This is a genomic window from Streptomyces olivaceoviridis (assembly GCF_014650115.1).
GTDB lineage: Bacteria > Actinomycetota > Actinomycetes > Streptomycetales > Streptomycetaceae > Streptomyces > Streptomyces olivaceoviridis.
Genome location: NZ_BMUI01000016.1, coordinates 114,026 through 128,653, shown reverse-complemented (window position 1 = coordinate 128,653; position 14,628 = coordinate 114,026). Strand labels below are relative to the sequence as shown.

The 14,628-nt window shown below is 73.2% G+C and carries 15 protein-coding genes; 9 read left to right on the top strand and 6 right to left on the bottom strand.

All coding sequences use genetic code 11. The annotated features are described in order from the left end of the window. The first annotated feature begins 22 nt into the window (after window positions 1-22). The 3 genes from IE273_RS27280 (at window position 23) to IE273_RS27275 (ending at window position 1,093) form a co-directional block, all read left to right on the top strand. Window positions 23-232: an acyl-CoA carboxylase epsilon subunit gene (locus IE273_RS27280; RefSeq protein ID WP_189817819.1), complete on the top strand. Its 210-nt coding sequence runs from the start codon at window positions 23-25 to the stop codon at window positions 230-232. Between the two features lie 82 nt (window positions 233-314). Then, window positions 315-443, top strand: a complete 129-nt coding sequence (mmpB, locus tag IE273_RS44750; protein ID WP_268252802.1) for a morphogenic membrane protein MmpB — start codon at window positions 315-317, stop codon at window positions 441-443. A gap of 32 nt (window positions 444-475) precedes the next feature. After that, window positions 476-1,093: a Maf family protein gene (locus IE273_RS27275; RefSeq protein ID WP_189817818.1), complete on the top strand. Its 618-nt coding sequence runs from the start codon at window positions 476-478 to the stop codon at window positions 1,091-1,093. On the opposite strand, the gene IE273_RS27270 is transcribed toward IE273_RS27275, so the two are convergent. After that, window positions 1,065-1,649 (bottom strand): hypothetical protein, encoded by a 585-nt coding sequence (locus IE273_RS27270; protein ID WP_229887597.1) that lies wholly within the window; start codon window positions 1,647-1,649, stop codon window positions 1,065-1,067. The genes IE273_RS27275 and IE273_RS27270 overlap by 29 nt on opposite strands. 364 nt (window positions 1,650-2,013) lie before the next feature. Between IE273_RS27270 and IE273_RS27265 the strand changes: the two genes are divergently transcribed. Next, window positions 2,014-3,786, top strand: coding sequence for an acetyl/propionyl/methylcrotonyl-CoA carboxylase subunit alpha (locus IE273_RS27265; RefSeq protein WP_189817817.1), 1,773 nt, complete (start codon window positions 2,014-2,016; stop codon window positions 3,784-3,786). A 163-nt stretch (window positions 3,787-3,949) separates the two neighbouring features. Then, window positions 3,950-4,210, top strand: a complete 261-nt coding sequence (locus IE273_RS27260) for a hypothetical protein (protein ID WP_189817816.1) — start codon at window positions 3,950-3,952, stop codon at window positions 4,208-4,210. An 89-nt stretch (window positions 4,211-4,299) separates the two neighbouring features. Here IE273_RS27260 and IE273_RS27255 read toward each other — a convergent pair whose 3' ends face one another. Continuing rightward, complete coding sequence (locus IE273_RS27255) at window positions 4,300-5,232, bottom strand: DeoR/GlpR family DNA-binding transcription regulator (protein WP_079088076.1); 933 nt, start codon at window positions 5,230-5,232, stop codon at window positions 4,300-4,302. Between the two features lie 166 nt (window positions 5,233-5,398). Beyond that, window positions 5,399-6,847: an NAD(P)H-quinone dehydrogenase gene (locus IE273_RS27250; protein WP_014674594.1), complete on the bottom strand. Its 1,449-nt coding sequence runs from the start codon at window positions 6,845-6,847 to the stop codon at window positions 5,399-5,401. 96 nt (window positions 6,848-6,943) lie between these two features. On the opposite strand from IE273_RS27250, the gene IE273_RS27245 reads away from it, so the two are divergent. The 3 genes from IE273_RS27245 (at window position 6,944) to IE273_RS27235 (ending at window position 10,584) form a co-directional block, all read left to right on the top strand. Then, a complete protein-coding gene (locus IE273_RS27245) occupies window positions 6,944-7,381 on the top strand; it encodes a gamma-glutamylcyclotransferase family protein (RefSeq protein ID WP_189817815.1) in 438 nt (145 codons plus the stop codon). Between the two features lie 134 nt (window positions 7,382-7,515). Next, window positions 7,516-8,340, top strand: coding sequence for a purine-nucleoside phosphorylase (locus IE273_RS27240; protein WP_014674592.1), 825 nt, complete (start codon window positions 7,516-7,518; stop codon window positions 8,338-8,340). Window positions 8,341-8,952: 612 nt separating this feature from the next. Further along, window positions 8,953-10,584, top strand: coding sequence for a phospho-sugar mutase (locus IE273_RS27235; RefSeq protein ID WP_189817814.1), 1,632 nt, complete (start codon window positions 8,953-8,955; stop codon window positions 10,582-10,584). A gap of 96 nt (window positions 10,585-10,680) precedes the next feature. Here IE273_RS27235 and IE273_RS43855 read toward each other — a convergent pair whose 3' ends face one another. From IE273_RS43855 to IE273_RS27225, 3 genes are all read right to left on the bottom strand, one after another. Continuing rightward, on the bottom strand, window positions 10,681-10,845 hold the full coding sequence (locus IE273_RS43855; RefSeq protein ID WP_229887595.1) for a hypothetical protein: 165 nt from the start codon (window positions 10,843-10,845) through the stop codon (window positions 10,681-10,683). Continuing rightward, window positions 10,817-12,388 (bottom strand): hypothetical protein, encoded by a 1,572-nt coding sequence (locus IE273_RS27230; protein ID WP_229887593.1) that lies wholly within the window; start codon window positions 12,386-12,388, stop codon window positions 10,817-10,819. The genes IE273_RS43855 and IE273_RS27230 overlap by 29 nt, the downstream gene beginning before the upstream one ends. A 451-nt stretch (window positions 12,389-12,839) precedes the next feature. Then, window positions 12,840-13,529: a PH domain-containing protein gene (locus tag IE273_RS27225; protein ID WP_189817813.1), complete on the bottom strand. Its 690-nt coding sequence runs from the start codon at window positions 13,527-13,529 to the stop codon at window positions 12,840-12,842. 135 nt (window positions 13,530-13,664) lie between these two features. Between IE273_RS27225 and deoC the strand changes: the two genes are divergently transcribed. Beyond that, on the top strand, window positions 13,665-14,624 hold the full coding sequence (deoC, locus tag IE273_RS27220) for a deoxyribose-phosphate aldolase (protein WP_189817890.1): 960 nt from the start codon (window positions 13,665-13,667) through the stop codon (window positions 14,622-14,624). The last annotated feature ends 4 nt before the right edge of the window (window positions 14,625-14,628 follow it).

Genomic DNA, 14,628 nt, shown 5'->3' with positions numbered 1-14,628 from the left:
CCTGCCGACCCTGGGAGCGGTCATGAACATCAAGGTCGTACGAGGCAACCCGACCCCGGAGGAGCTGGCCGCCGCCCTGGCGGTGGTCCGCGCCCGCGCCGCGGCGGCAGCGGCGACGCCGTCCGGCGCGGAGCCCCCGAGCGACGCGTGGTCCGACCCGTCGAGGATCGCGGCCCACCGCGTCCCCCGGCCGGGACCGACGTCCTGGACCCGCACCTACTGGCCGAGCTGAGGGGTTCCGGGAACCACACCGGGCGCCAACTTGAGTAGCAGTACTCAGGCGCCCTCCCCGGGCGAAGCCGCACGCTGGTGGAGTGCTGTGGTCAGACCCGGAAGACGAACCGCCGAAGGACCTGCGCGACGCGCAGGACATGCTTCGGCGGCTCGGTCTTCTCGTGGCCCTGGCCATGGTGCTGTTCATGGTCGTCAGTGGCCTGAGGTGAGCCGCGCGGCGCTCCCTGACTAACCTGACCGCATGACTGCCACACGACGCAGGCGACTCGTGCTCGCCTCCCAGTCCCCCGCCCGGCTGGCCCTGCTCCGGCAGGCCGGCCTCGCCCCCGAGGTGATCGTGAGCGGCGTCGACGAGGACGCCGTCACCGCCCCCACCCCGGCGGAGCTGGCCCTCGCCCTCGCCGAGGCCAAGGCGAGCGTCGTGGCGGCGCGGCCGGAGGTGCAGGGCGCCCTGGTGATCGGCTGTGACTCGGTGCTGGAGCTGGACGGGCAGGCGCTCGGCAAGCCGGCCGACGCCGAGGAGGCCACCGCCCGCTGGAAGAACATGCGCGGGCGGGCCGGAGTGCTCCAGACGGGGCACTGCGTCTGGGACACGGAGGCCAAGCGGTACGTGTCGGCGACCGCGTCCACCGTCGTCCGGTTCGGCGAGCCCAGCGACGAGGAGATCGCCGCCTACGTGGCCTCCGGGGAGCCGCTGCACGTCGCCGGCGCGTTCACCCTGGACGGCCGTTCGGCGCCGTTCATCGAGGGCATCGACGGCGACCACGGCAACGTGATCGGCATCAGCCTGCCCCTGCTCCGCAAGCTCCTCGCCGAACTGGGCGTGAGCATCACGGAGTTGTGGGCACCGGAGCGATGATCCGGGCGGGGACCGAGTCCTGCGGCTCGTCGTCCCCGTCCTGCGGCTCGTCCGTACGGCTCACCGGCGCGCCCGCGCCGGCGGGGGCCGCGCCCGGCTCCGCCCGCGCCGCCGGTCCGGCGCCCTCCCCGGGCGTGCCGCCGGGTGCCGCGCTCTCCGGGCCGCCCGCACGGTCGTACGTCATCAGGAGCAGCACGATCAGCCCGAGCACGACCACCATGAACAGGAACGCCGTCCAGCCGACCAGGCCCCAGGCGAACGCGCCGAGCAGGCCGTGCACCACGGCCGCGCTGATCAGCAGGACGCGGCCGAGACCCGCCGGGGCGCGGTCGCGTACCGCGACCAGCGCGGCCACCAGCGCGCACAGCGCGAAGTAGAGGCCGAAGACCACTCCGCCGATCTTCGAGGACATCGACATGACGTCCGGGTCGAGACCGGCCAGGGACATGTCCTGCCGGTCGACGACCACTCCGAGGAACCAGTTCAGCGCGGCGATGAAGACGGCCTCCGCCAGGAGGACGACCGCCACGACCCCCGCCACCGGTCTGCGCACCACCGAATCCCACCCCCTCTCACACCAGCAGCCTGTTACCCCAGGTACGTTCGAGACAGCGCGAACGCTACTAACGGGTAAACCCAGGGACAAGGGTTCGGGCGGCAGCAAAGAATCATTGGGCCATTCGTAGGGACTCGACAAAGAATCCGAGTGGGCCGCAGCACGCCTTCACAGAGACCTTGGCCACATGACAGGGCTAGGGTTTTCCGCAGGAGTCCTGCGTACCGAGGTGCGACATGGGCTTTCGCGGGTCGAGCGCGCCTCGCATCACGCTCCGTGTGGGCAAGCTCACCACAGGGGACGGGTCGAAGTGCCGTGTCGGCAGTCCCTAAACTCGGCTTGTTTCAAGGAGGGAGCCTCAATCGTGCGCAAGGTGCTCATCGCCAACCGTGGCGAAATCGCTGTCCGCGTGGCCCGGGCCTGCCGGGACGCCGGGATCGCGAGCGTGGCCGTCTACGCCGACCCGGACCGGGACGCTCTGCATGTCCGCGCCGCGGATGAGGCGTTCGCTCTGGGCGGTGACACCCCGGCCACCAGCTACCTGGTCATCGAGAAGATCTTGAACGCGGCGCGTGAGTCCGGCGCGGACGCCGTCCATCCGGGGTACGGCTTCCTCTCGGAGAACGCCGAGTTCGCGCAGGCCGTCCTGGACGCCGGCCTGATCTGGATCGGCCCGCCGCCGCAGGCGATCCGCGACCTGGGTGACAAGGTCGCCGCCCGGCACATCGCCCAGCGCGCCGGCGCGCCGCTGGTCGCGGGTACCCCGGACCCGGTCTCGGGCGCCGACGAGGTCGTGGCCTTCGCCAAGGAGCACGGCCTGCCGATCGCCATCAAGGCCGCCTTCGGTGGCGGTGGCCGCGGTCTGAAGGTGGCCCGCACCCTCGAAGAGGTCCCCGAGCTGTACGAGTCCGCGGTGCGCGAGGCGGTCGCCGCCTTCGGCCGCGGCGAGTGCTTCGTCGAGCGCTACCTGGACCGTCCGCGCCACGTGGAGACCCAGTGCCTGGCCGACAAGCACGGCAACGTGGTCGTGGTCTCCACCCGTGACTGCTCCCTCCAGCGCCGCCACCAGAAGCTGGTCGAGGAGGCCCCGGCGCCGTTCCTGTCCGAGGAGCAGGTCGCCGAGCTGTACCGCGCCTCGAAGGCCATCCTGAAGGAGGCCGGCTACGAGGGCGCCGGCACCTGTGAGTTCCTGGTCGGCCAGGACGGCACCATCTCCTTCCTGGAGGTGAACACCCGACTCCAGGTGGAGCACCCGGTGACCGAGGAGGTCGCCGGCATCGACCTGGTCCGCGAGATGTTCCGCATCGCCGACGGCGAGGAGCTCGGTTACGGCGACCCGGTGCTGCGCGGTCACTCGTTCGAGTTCCGCATCAACGGCGAGGACCCGGGCCGTAACTTCCTCCCGGCCCCCGGCACGGTCACCCGGTTCGACCCGCCGTCCGGCCCCGGCGTCCGGCTGGACGCGGGCGTGGAGGCCGGTTCGGTCATCGGCCCGGCCTGGGACTCGCTGCTCGCCAAGCTGGTCGTGACCGGCCGTACCCGCAAGGAGGCCCTGGAGCGGGCCGCCCGCGCCCTGGACGAGTTCCAGGTCGAGGGCATGGCGACGGCGATCCCCTTCCACCGCGTGGTCGTGCGGGACCCGGCGTTCGCCCCCGAGCTGACCGGCTCCCAGGACCCCTTCACGGTCCACACCCGCTGGATCGAGACCGAGTTCGTCAACGAGATCAAGCCCTTCGCCGCGCCCGCCGACGTCGAGGCGGAGGAGGAGCTGGGCCGCGAGACGGTCGTCGTCGAGGTCGGCGGCAAGCGCCTGGAGGTCTCGCTTCCGTCGTCGCTGGGCATGAGCCTGGCCCGCACGGGTCTCGCGGCCGGCGCCAAGCCGAAGCGCCGCGCGGCGAAGAAGTCCGGCCCGGTCGCCTCCGGCGACACCCTCGCCTCGCCGATGCAGGGCACGATCGTGAAGATCGCCGTCGAGGAGGGCCAGGAGGTCAAGGAGGGCGACCTGGTCGTCGTCCTGGAGGCCATGAAGATGGAGCAGCCCCTGAACGCCCACAAGGCGGGCACCATCAAGGGCCTGACCGCCGAGGTCGGCGCGTCCATCACCTCGGGCGCGGCCATCTGCGAGATCAAGGACTGAAGTCCGGCATCGCAAGACTGACTCGGCCCCCGGTACGCACCGGGGGCCGACCGCTTCCCCGGACCCCGAGCGGGCCGCGTGGACCTCGTCTCCACCGTCACCAGCGCCGACGCCGGCCGGCCACGACCCCTACCGTCCGGACGCCCAGGTTCTGTGGAACGAGTTGACCAGCGCCGCACCGGAGTGGACCCGCCAGCAGAACGAGAGCGCCCTGGTCCACCTCGGCCGCAGGCCGCTCGCCGAGACACTCGGCCTGGTCCTGCCGGGCGGCTTGGCGGAGGAGCGCACCATGGGGCGGCTGGTGACCCGGATCTCCCGCCGCCGGTACGCCCCGGCGGCCGTCACGGCCTTCGCCCCCTGCCGGGCCCGGCCCGGCCGACCCGAGGACGGCGGGCCTGAAGGGGCGCGGGACCCTTCGCGATGAGCTGCCGCCGCGTGGGCGCGAACGACCACCGCGGACCGCGGCCCCCCGACGCCCCGTGCCCCGTGCCCCGCACGGACGTCCGGGCGTCCTCAGCGCCTGCGCAGATCGGCGACGCGCCCCCGCTCGGCCGCGGCCGACTCCCCCAGCCCCGCCCCCGAGCGGAGCGCCACGTGCCCCCTGCGCGGCCCCGGCAGTGGGGCGCGGCGAGTCGCCGGGACCTGTTCACCCCCCGGGTTCCCACTCGCCCCGGCCACGGCGATCTGCACGCCCTGGTCCGCGAGCGCCTGCAACTCCGTGGCGGCGCGGTCGTCGTGGGGCGGGGGCTCGTCGGTGACGAGCCGGGTGATGAGGTCCGTCGGCACGGTCTGGAACATGGTGTCCGTGCCGAGCTTGGTGTGGTCGGCGAGGACCACGACCTCCGCGGCGGCCTGGACGAGGGCCCGGTCGACGGATGCCGAGAGCATGTTGGAGGTGGACAGGCCGCGCTCGGCCGTCAGACCGCTTCCGGAGAGGAATGCCTTCGACACGCGCAGGCCCTGGAGGGACTGTTCCGCGCCGGAGCCGACGAGGGCGTAGTTGGAGCCGCGCAGGGTGCCTCCGGTCATCACGACCTCCACCCGGTTGGCGTGGGCCAACGCCTGGGCCACCAGGAGGGAGTTGGTGACGACCGTCAGGCCCGGCACGCGCGCGAGCCGGCGGGCCAGCTCCTGCGTGGTCGTACCGGCCCCGACCACGATCGCCTCGCCTTCTTCGACGAGGCTCGCGGCGAGGTCGGCGATGGCCGTCTTCTCGGCGGTCGCGAGATGGGATTTCTGCGGAAAGCCGGACTCTCGCGTGAACCCGCCCGGCAGTACCGCACCGCCGTGCCGGCGGTCGAGGAGTCCTTCTGCCTCCAGTGCCCGCACGTCCCGCCGTACGGTCACTTCGGAGGTCTGGACGACGCGGGCGAGCTCACGGAGCGACACGGCACCGTTCGCTCGCACCATTTCTAGGATCAATTGGCGACGTTCAGCAGCGAACACGAAACTGACAGTAACCCCAGCGACCGTCTGCTTTCAGCAGTTTGCGCCGAATAGCAGAAGTTGTTCGCATGGCAGGGCGGGAAGTGGTATAGCACCCGCTCGCCCCGACTATGCCGACCGCACACGCCACAACACCCCCTGACCTGGGGGGAGTCGGCGGGGGCCGTCAGGCCTCCGCGCTCGCCTTGCGGGTGTGCAGCTGCCGGGCGACCTCCGCGATCGACCCCGAAAGGGAGGGGTACACCGTGAACGCGTTCGCGATCTGTTCGACCGTCAGATTGTTGTCGACGGCGATCGAGATGGGGTGGATCAGTTCCGAGGCGCGCGGCGCCACCACCACACCGCCCACGACGATCCCGGTGCCCGGCCGGCAGAAGATCTTCACGAAGCCGTCCCGGATGCCCTGCATCTTGGCGCGCGGGTTGCGCAGCAGCGGGAGCTTGACGACCCGCGCGTCGATCTTGCCCGCGTCCACGTCCGCCTGGCTGTAGCCGACGGTGGCGATCTCGGGGTCGGTGAAGACGTTGGACGACACCGTCTTCAGGTTCAGCGGGGCCACCGCGTCGCCCAGGAAGTGGTACATGGCGATACGTCCCTGCATGGCGGCGACGGACGCGAGAGCGAAGACTCCGGTCACGTCACCGGCCGCGTAGACGCCGGGAGCGGTCGTCCGGGACACCTTGTCCGTCCAGATGTGACCCGACTCGCGCAGCTTGACGCCGGCCTCCTCCAGGCCGAGGCCCGCGCTGTTCGGGATGGCGCCGACGGCCATCAGGCAGTGCGTGCCGCTGATGACCCGGCCGTCGGCCAGCGTCACCTCGACCCGGTCGCCGACGCGCTTGGCGGACTGCGCGCGGGAACGGGCCATGACGTTCATGCCACGGCGCCGGAAGACGTCCTCCAGGACGGCGGCGGCGTCCGGGTCCTCACCCGGCAGCACGCGGTCGCGGGACGACACGAGCGTGACCTTCGAGCCCAGGGCCTGGTACGCGCCGGCGAACTCGGCACCGGTCACACCCGACCCGACCACGATCAGCTCTTCCGGCAGCTCGGTGAGGTCGTAGACCTGGGTCCAGTTGAGGATGCGCTCGCCGTCGGGCCGGGCGTCGGGCAGCTCGCGCGGATGACCGCCGGTGGCGATGAGGACGGCGTCGGCGGTGAGGGTCTCCTCGGTGCCGTCGGCGGCGGTGACGACGACCTTCCGGGACCCGTCCAGCGCCTGCATCCCGTCCAGCCGGCCGCGCCCGCGCATGACCCGGGCACCGGCACGGGTGACGGAGGCGGTGATGTCGTGGGACTGGGCGAGGGCCAGCCGCTTCACCCGGCGGTTGACCTTCCCGAGGTCCACGCCGACCACCCGGGCCGCCTGCTCCAGCGGCGGGGTGTCGTCGGCGACGATGATGCCGAGCTCTTCGTACGACGAATCGAAGGTCGTCATGACCTCGGCCGTAGCGATAAGGGTCTTCGACGGCACGCAGTCGGTCAGCACCGACGCCCCGCCCAGACCGTCGCAGTCGACGACGGTCACCTCCGCCCCGAGCTGAGCGGCCACCAGCGCCGCTTCGTATCCGCCGGGTCCGCCACCGATGATCACGATCCGAGTCACGTACCCCATTGTCCCGCACGCTTCAAGGTGCTACTGCCCGGGGGCGCCACCGGGTCGCTCCCGGGACACCAGGGGCGCGCGGTGCGCCTGCCGTACCCTCTCCCCATGTCGCTCTATGCCGCGTACGCCGGCAACCTCGACGCGCGTCTGATGTCCCGCCGCGCCCCGCACTCCCCGCTGCGCGCCACCGGCTGGCTGAACGGCTGGCGGCTGACCTTCGGCGGCGAGCAGCTGGGCTGGGAGGGCGCGCTGGCGACGATCGTCGAGGACCCGTTGGCCTCGGTCTTCGTGGGCCTGTACGACATCGCACCCATGGACGAGGAGTCGCTCGACCGGTGGGAGGGCGTGGGCCTCGACATCTACCGTCGGGTACGCGTGCGCGTGCACACCCTGGACGGTGAGGAGCCGGCCTGGGCGTACGTCCTCAACGCGTACGAGGGCGGGCTGCCGTCGGCGCGCTACCTGGGCGAGATCGCCGACGCGGCGGAGTCGGCGGGGGCTCCGCACGACTATGTGATGGAGCTGCGCAAGCGCCCCTGCTGATCCTCCGCGCACCCTCCGCGCCGCGTTTTGCTCCCATTTTTCCGTCTGTTTGTCGAAACCGACAAGACAACGAAAACAAACCCGTGAGCTCTGTCATCTACGCGCGTAGGCGAAGACCGGCTACCCTCATCGGCGTGAACGCATCTCTTCTTCCGGACGACATCCAGGGCGATCCCTACGCCGCCGCCGACGCCGCCGCCGCGCGCCTGCGCGCGCTCACGGGCGCCGAGACCCACGACGTCGCCCTCGTGATGGGCTCCGGCTGGGCTCCGGCCGTCGACGCCCTGGGGGCACCCGACGCCGAGTTCCAGGTCACCGAGCTGCCCGGCTTCCCGCCGCCGGCCGTCGAGGGCCACGGTGGCAAGATCCGCTCGTACTCCTTCGGTGACAAGCGCGCCCTGGTCTTCCTGGGCCGCACCCACTACTACGAGGGCCGTGGCGTGGCCGCGGTGGCGCACGGCGTCCGTACGGCGGTCGCGGCCGGCTGCAAGACCATCGTGCTGACCAACGGCTGCGGCGGTCTGCGCGAGGGCATGCGGCCCGGCCAGCCGGTGCTGATCAGCGACCACATCAACCTGACGGCGACGTCCCCGATCGTCGGCGCGAACTTCGTCGACCTGACGGACCTGTACTCGCCGCGCCTGCGCGCCCTGTGCAAGGAGATCGACCCCACGCTGGAGGAGGGCGTCTACGCCCAGTTCCCCGGCCCGCACTACGAGACCCCGGCCGAGATCCGCATGGCCCGCGTCATCGGCGCGGACCTGGTCGGCATGTCCACGGTCCTGGAGGCCATCGCCGCCCGCGAGGCCGGCGCCGAGGTGCTCGGCATCTCCCTGGTCACCAACCTGGCCGCGGGCATGACCGGCGAACCCCTCAACCACGAGGAGGTCCTCCAGGCCGGCCGCGACTCGGCGGCCCGCATGGGCGAACTGCTGGCACGGGTACTGGGCAGGATCTGACAAGCCGCTGCGCTCGGCTTCGACGGGGCCTACGCGCCGGTCGGCTTCGGGCGGAACGGGCGTGCCGGTCGGCTTGGGGCGGGGCGGAGTGCCGGCCGGCCCTGGGCGGGGCGGCGTGCTTGGCCCTGGGCGGGGCATCGGGCTTGGCTTCGAGCGGGTGTGAGGCTCGGCTTCGGCCGGGGCGGCGCGCCGGCCGGCTTCGGGCGGAGCGCTGGGCTTGGCTCTGGGCGGGCGTGGGGCTCGACTTCGAGCGGGGCGCCGCACCCGGCTTCGGGCGGCGCGCCGGGCTCGGCTTCGAACAGAGCCGCTGGGCTCGGCTTCGGCGGTGGTGGTGCTGCGGGCGGCTCTCAGGAGTGCGACCAGCGGCTGCCGGCGGCCCGGGGCAGGCGCGGTACCGCGAGCAGCCAGGAGTGGCCTGCCGTGCGGCCGGCGGCTCACAGCGGGCGCGGTACCGCACGCGGCCGTGCGCGGCGCGTGGCCCCGAGCAGCGCGCGATGCGGCAAGCTCCCTTCCATGCCGCGCGCGGCTCCCAGGGGGCGTCGGCGGCAGGGTGGGGGCCGGGGGCGGAACCCCCAGTTGGACCAGGCAAACACAGGAGAGGTTGATCCCAAGGTGCACGACGATCTCATCGCCCGGGCCAAGGCCTGGCTCGCCGAGGACCCGGACCCGGAGACCCGCGACGAACTGGCCGGGCTGATCGACGCCGGTGCCGTCGAGGAACTGTCGGCCCGCTTCTCCGGCACACTCCAGTTCGGCACCGCCGGCCTGCGGGGCGAGCTGGGCGCCGGCCCGATGCGCATGAACCGCGCCGTCGTCATCCGCGCCGCCGCCGGCCTGGCCGCGTACCTGAAGAAGAACGGCCACCCCGGTGGACTTGTCGTCATCGGCTACGACGCCCGCCACAAGTCCGCCGACTTCGCCCGGGACACCGCCGCCGTGATGACCGGCGCCGGTCTGCGCGCGGCCGTACTCCCCCGCCCGCTGCCCACCCCCGTGCTGGCCTTCGCGATAAGGCACCTCGGCGCGGTCGCGGGCGTCGAGGTCACCGCCAGCCACAACCCGCCCCGGGACAACGGCTACAAGGTCTACCTCGGCGACGGCTCCCAGATCGTCCCGCCCGCCGACGCGGAGATCGCCGCCGAGATCGACGCGGTCGCCTCCCTGCACGACGTACCCCGTCCGGAGAGCGGCTGGCAGACCCTGGACGAGTCGGTCCTGGACGCCTACCTCGCCCGTACGGACGCCGTACTGGACCCCGCCTCCCCCCGTACCGCCCGCACGGTCTACACGGCGATGCACGGCGTCGGCCGGGACGTCCTGCTGGCCGCGTTCGCCCGCGCCGGCTTCCCCGAGCCGGTGCTGGTCGCCGAGCAGGCCGACCCGGACCCGGACTTCCCGACGGTCGCCTTCCCGAACCCGGAGGAGCCGGGCGCGATGGACCTGGCGTTCGCGCGGGCCCGCGCCACCGACCCGGACCTGGTGATCGCCAACGACCCCGACGCGGACCGCTGTGCGGTGGCCGTGAAGGACGGCGGCGACTGGCGGATGCTGCGCGGCGACGAGGTCGGCGCCCTGCTCGCCGCCCACCTGGTCCGCCGTGGCGCGCAGGGCACCTTCGCCGAGTCGATCGTCTCCTCCTCCCTGCTCGGCCGGATCGCACAGAAGGCGGGGCTGCCGTACGAGGAGACCCTGACCGGCTTCAAGTGGATCGCCCGTGTCGACGGCCTGCGTTACGGCTACGAGGAGGCCCTCGGTTACTGCGTCGACCCGGAGGGCGTGCGCGACAAGGACGGCATCACCGCCGCGCTGCTGATCACCGAGCTGGCGTCCGTGCTCAAGGAGGAGGGCCGTACCCTCCTCGACCTGCTCGACGACCTCGCCGTGGAGCACGGCCTGCACGCCACCGACCAGCTGTCGGTCCGCGTCCAGGACCTGTCGCTGATCGCGGACGCGATGCGCCGCCTGCGCGAGCAGCCGCCGACCGGGCTGGCGGGCCTGCCCGTCGTCCGGGCCGAGGACCTGACCCGGGGCACGGAGAAGCTGCCGCCCACGGACGGCCTGCGCTACACCCTCGACGGCGCCCGGGTGATCGTCCGCCCCAGCGGCACCGAGCCGAAGCTGAAGTGCTACCTGGAGGTCGTCGTACCGGTCTCCGCGCACGCCGACCTGCCGGCCGCCCGCGCCCGCGCGACGGAGCTGCTGACGGCCGTCAAGCGCGACCTGTCGGCGGCTGCCGGTATCTGAGGCTCCGGGGCCCTGCCGTTCCTGTCCGTCCTCAGGACAGGTCCGGCAGGGCTCCGTCCGCCCTCACCGCAGGAAGAGCGGGGCCTCCGTCCGCCCTCACCACAGGAACAGCAGGGCCGCCGTCCAGCCGGCCGCGAGTACCAGCGCCAGCGGCCACAGCGGCCGGCCCCGCCGGCCGGCGTCGGCGGGTACGGACGGGCGCAGCGACGGGTCGCGCCACAGGGCGGTGATCTCACTCGCGGTCCGCTCGTGCGGATGCACGAGCCCGAACCGGCGCTCCAGCCACGGCCAGCGGGGAGCGGGGAGCGGCAGCCGACCAGGGCGTGAAGGAGGCCCGTCGGCTGTCCACCTTCAGCTCGGTGCTCGTGCACGCGACGGTCCTGATCTCGTCCCACGGAAGATGCCGGGGTCCGCGCAGCCCGTTGAACCACAGCCCCTCGCTGTCGGCCGTGATCCGCCAGGCGAGCCAGTGGGGCAGCCACAGCGCCCCCACGAAACCGGCGAGGGCTCCGAGCGCGCCCCGCCACCCGCCGGTCGCGCCCCAGAAGAAGCCGCTGCCCCACAGCACGAGCAGCAGCGCGCAGAGCCGGTGCAGCAGCCCCGCCCGCCACTGCCGTACGCCCGCCGGGGCCGCGCCGTCCGCCTCCCCCGCGACCGCTTCCGCCGCGACCGCTTCCCCGGCCGACCGGCGCAGCTCCGCGTACGCCGCCCGCCGGGCCGCCCGGCGCTTCTCCCCGGCCGTCAGCCGCCGTACCGACGCCTCGGACAGCGGCCGTACGGGCCCCGACGACCGTTCCACCACCGGCGGCGCGTCCGCCTTCCCGGCGGCCGTGACCAGCAGGATCTCGGCGCCGTCGCAGGGCACGCCGTACAGCACGGCCTCCCTCGGCGGTCCCGGCCCCTCCCGGTCGATCCGCTCCAGGAACTCCGCCAGCTCCTCCGTGCCGTCCTCCAGCTCCTCCGTGCCGTCCTCGTCGTCGGGGTCGTCGGGCTCCGCGTCGCCGTCCCGGACCTCCGTGACGGCGACGCGGAACAGGGGACGCACCCCGGCCGTGTCGTCGGCGGCGAAGACCTCGGTGTCACCGTCGGCGCCCTCCCGCACGAGCACCCGCAGCACGGGCGCCGCCGCGTCGCGCAGGACGGTGGCCCGGCGCCGGCCCAGCAGCCCGGAGACGAGCGTGGTCAGGCCCAGCCCCGCCACCAGCCAGGCCGTCGCCGGCAGCGCCCGCGCCCCCTCGCCCGCGTCCGGACCGTGGGCGGGCAGGACGGCTACGGCAGCGAGCCCGAGCGCGAGCAGGACACCTCCGCACCCGACGAGGAGCAGGCCACGGGGCAGGGACCGGCCGGCGTCCGGCAGCGGAGCGGTGATGCCGCCGGCCGCGTCCCGGACCCGCTCCCGCTGTCCGCGCCGCGCCACCAGCCGCAGCACGGCCACCGCCCAGACCGACGCCAGGACGATCACGGCGGCCGGCCACAGCCTCCCGGGCCGCAGCACGACCAGCAGCACCGCCAGCACGGGCGCCGACACCGGCACGATCTCCGGGCGCACGCACAGCCACAGCGCGTGCAGCGCCAGCAGGGCCGCCGCCCACGGACGCCATCCGGCGGGGAGCGCCAGCAGCCCGGTGATCGCGGCAGCGGCGGCGGACGCGGTCATCAGGTGCCCGGTCCGGGAGGGCAGCGGCACCCAGCGCGGCGGCAGCGCGTCGAGCCAGCGGCGGGGGTGCTCACCGCTCCAGGACGGGCAGCCGGCGGGTACGGCCGCGGCGGGCAGCCGCAGCGGCCGTCCGGGATTAGCACTCATGGCAGTCCAGACACTCGACAGCGGCGAACGGTTGGCCCCGGCCACCGGCCACCACGGCACCCGCCCGCCACCGACACGCCCGCACCGAACGTCCCGCCCCCGGCGAGCCACCCGCCCGAACAGGCCACGCAGGAAGGACGGCCCGCGACCCTGGCAAGGAGACGAAGCACGCCACCCCCCTTGGCCACCGGCCACCACGGCACCCGCCCGCCACCGACACGCCCGCACCGAACGTCCCGCCCGGACAGGCCACACAGGCAGGACGGCCGGACCTCACCCCGGAGAACGGAGACGAAGTACACGAAGCACACCGGGACCCACCCCGGCCACAGCGGCCGACCGCCCCCGTCACGCCCAGCAGGCGCGGCCCCCACATGAGAACCACGCTTCAGCCCGCCCAGGCCGTGGCCCCGGCTCCCGGCAGCGACCGCGGACGGCCCCCGAGGCTTCCTCAGCCCACGGCCAGCAGAATCGCCAGCAGCACCGCTCCGGCGACCGCGGGCGCGGCCACCTCGTAGGCCCAGCGCACGGTGATCTCGCCCTGCGCCGACTCGGCCTCCCCGCGCCGCTCCAGGATGTCCTCCAGCTCGGTCATGACCTGGTCGGTCTGCGCCCGGGCCGGCCCCGCGTCCGGGCCGCGCACGCCGAACCCGCCGAAGCCGAGGCCGCTCGGCGCGAGCGCCCCGCCCCGGCCGCCCCGGGCCGCGTCCGCCGCCGCCCGCTGCTGCCGGCGGATCGCCTTCTTGCGGGCCCGCAGCGAGACGGGGATCGCCCACAGCTGGTACTTGGTGCCGGACTTGGCGAACACCTCGTTGGAGTAGCCGGAGCGCAGGTCGGCGATCTCGCCCCAGGGCAGGGTGATCACCCGGAACGGGTTGCGGACGCGCAGCCGGTCCTCGCCCGCGAACACCGCCGGGCGGAGCGTGAAGGCGAGCAGCAGCGGCACGATCAGGATCATCCCGGCCAGCGCCAGCCACGGCGTCCGGCCGTGGCCCTTGAACAGGGCGTCGAAGCCCAGCCAGAGGACGACCAGGAGCAGCAGCGCGCCGCCCGTCAGCCCGAGGGGCGAACGGTAGACGCGGTCCTTGGCGACGGGCGCCGGCGGCTGTGACGCGGGTGACGGATGGTCCGGGGTGGTCATGGCCCCGATTCTGCCCGACGCCGTCCGTGGTGCGGCCACGCGCCCGTGAACCGGCGCTCATCCGTGATCTCGGCCTCGGGGACGAGCACAGGGGTGTACAGCCGCTACGCGCGTAGATATGCTCGTCTGGTGACCATGCCCACTACCGCACCCACAGCTCACGCTCTCGCTGACGTCACCGCGTCCGACAGCACGCTGCGCCGCTTCCTCCACGGGCTGCCCGGCGTCGACGCGGTCGGCCTGGAGGCGCGCGCGGCGTCCCTCGGCACCCGTTCCATCAAGACCACCGCGAAGGCGTACGCCATCGACCTCGCCATCTCGATGGTCGACCTGACGACGCTGGAAGGCGCGGACACCCCGGGCAAGGTCCGGGCGCTCGGCGCCAAGGCGGTCCACCCCGACCCCACGGACCGCACGACCCCGACGACGGCCGCGGTCTGCGTCTACCCCGACATGGTGGCCGTCGCCAAGGAGGCCGTCGCCGGTTCCGGTGTGAAGGTCGCCTCGGTGGCCACCGCCTTCCCGGCCGGCCGTGCCGCGCTCGACGTGAAGCTGGCCGACGTCCGTGACGCCGTCGCCGCCGGCGCCGACGAGATCGACATGGTCATCGACCGGGGCGCGTTCCTCGCCGGCAAGTACCTGAAGGTGTACGACGAGATCGTCGCCGTGAAGGAAACCTGCGGGACGAGCGCCCGGCTGAAGGTCATCTTCGAGACCGGCGAGCTGTCGACGTACGACAACATCCGCCGTGCCTCCTGGCTCGGCATGCTGGCCGGCGCCGACTTCATCAAGACGTCGACGGGCAAGGTCGCCGTCAACGCCACGCCCGCGAACACCCTCCTCATGCTGGAAGCGGTCCGCGACTTCCGGGCCCAGACCGGGGTCCAGGTCGGCGTGAAGCCGGCCGGCGGCATCCGCACCAGCAAGGACGCGATCAAGTTCCTGGTCCTGGTCAACGAGACCGCGGGCGAGGACTGGCTGGACAACCACTGGTTCCGCTTCGGCGCCTCCTCGCTCCTGAACGACCTGCTGATGCAGCGCCAGAAGCTGGCCACCGGCCGCTACTCCGGTCCCGACTACGTGACGGTGGACTGATCCC

What these genes read in the sequence shown, in the direction of transcription:
- IE273_RS27280 (WP_189817819.1), top strand. Translation starts at nt 23, where the DNA reads ATGAACATCAAGGTCGTACGAGGCAACCCGACCCCGGAGGAGCTGGCC.
- IE273_RS27275 (WP_189817818.1), top strand. Translation starts at nt 476, where the DNA reads ATGACTGCCACACGACGCAGGCGACTCGTGCTCGCCTCCCAGTCCCCC.
- IE273_RS27250 (WP_014674594.1), bottom strand. Translation starts at nt 6,847, where the DNA reads ATGGGGTACGTGACTCGGATCGTGATCATCGGTGGCGGACCCGGCGGA.
- IE273_RS27245 (WP_189817815.1), top strand. Translation starts at nt 6,944, where the DNA reads ATGTCGCTCTATGCCGCGTACGCCGGCAACCTCGACGCGCGTCTGATG.
- IE273_RS27230 (WP_229887593.1), bottom strand. Translation starts at nt 12,388, where the DNA reads ATGAGTGCTAATCCCGGACGGCCGCTGCGGCTGCCCGCCGCGGCCGTA.
- IE273_RS27225 (WP_189817813.1), bottom strand. Translation starts at nt 13,529, where the DNA reads ATGACCACCCCGGACCATCCGTCACCCGCGTCACAGCCGCCGGCGCCC.
- deoC (WP_189817890.1), top strand. Translation starts at nt 13,665, where the DNA reads ATGCCCACTACCGCACCCACAGCTCACGCTCTCGCTGACGTCACCGCG.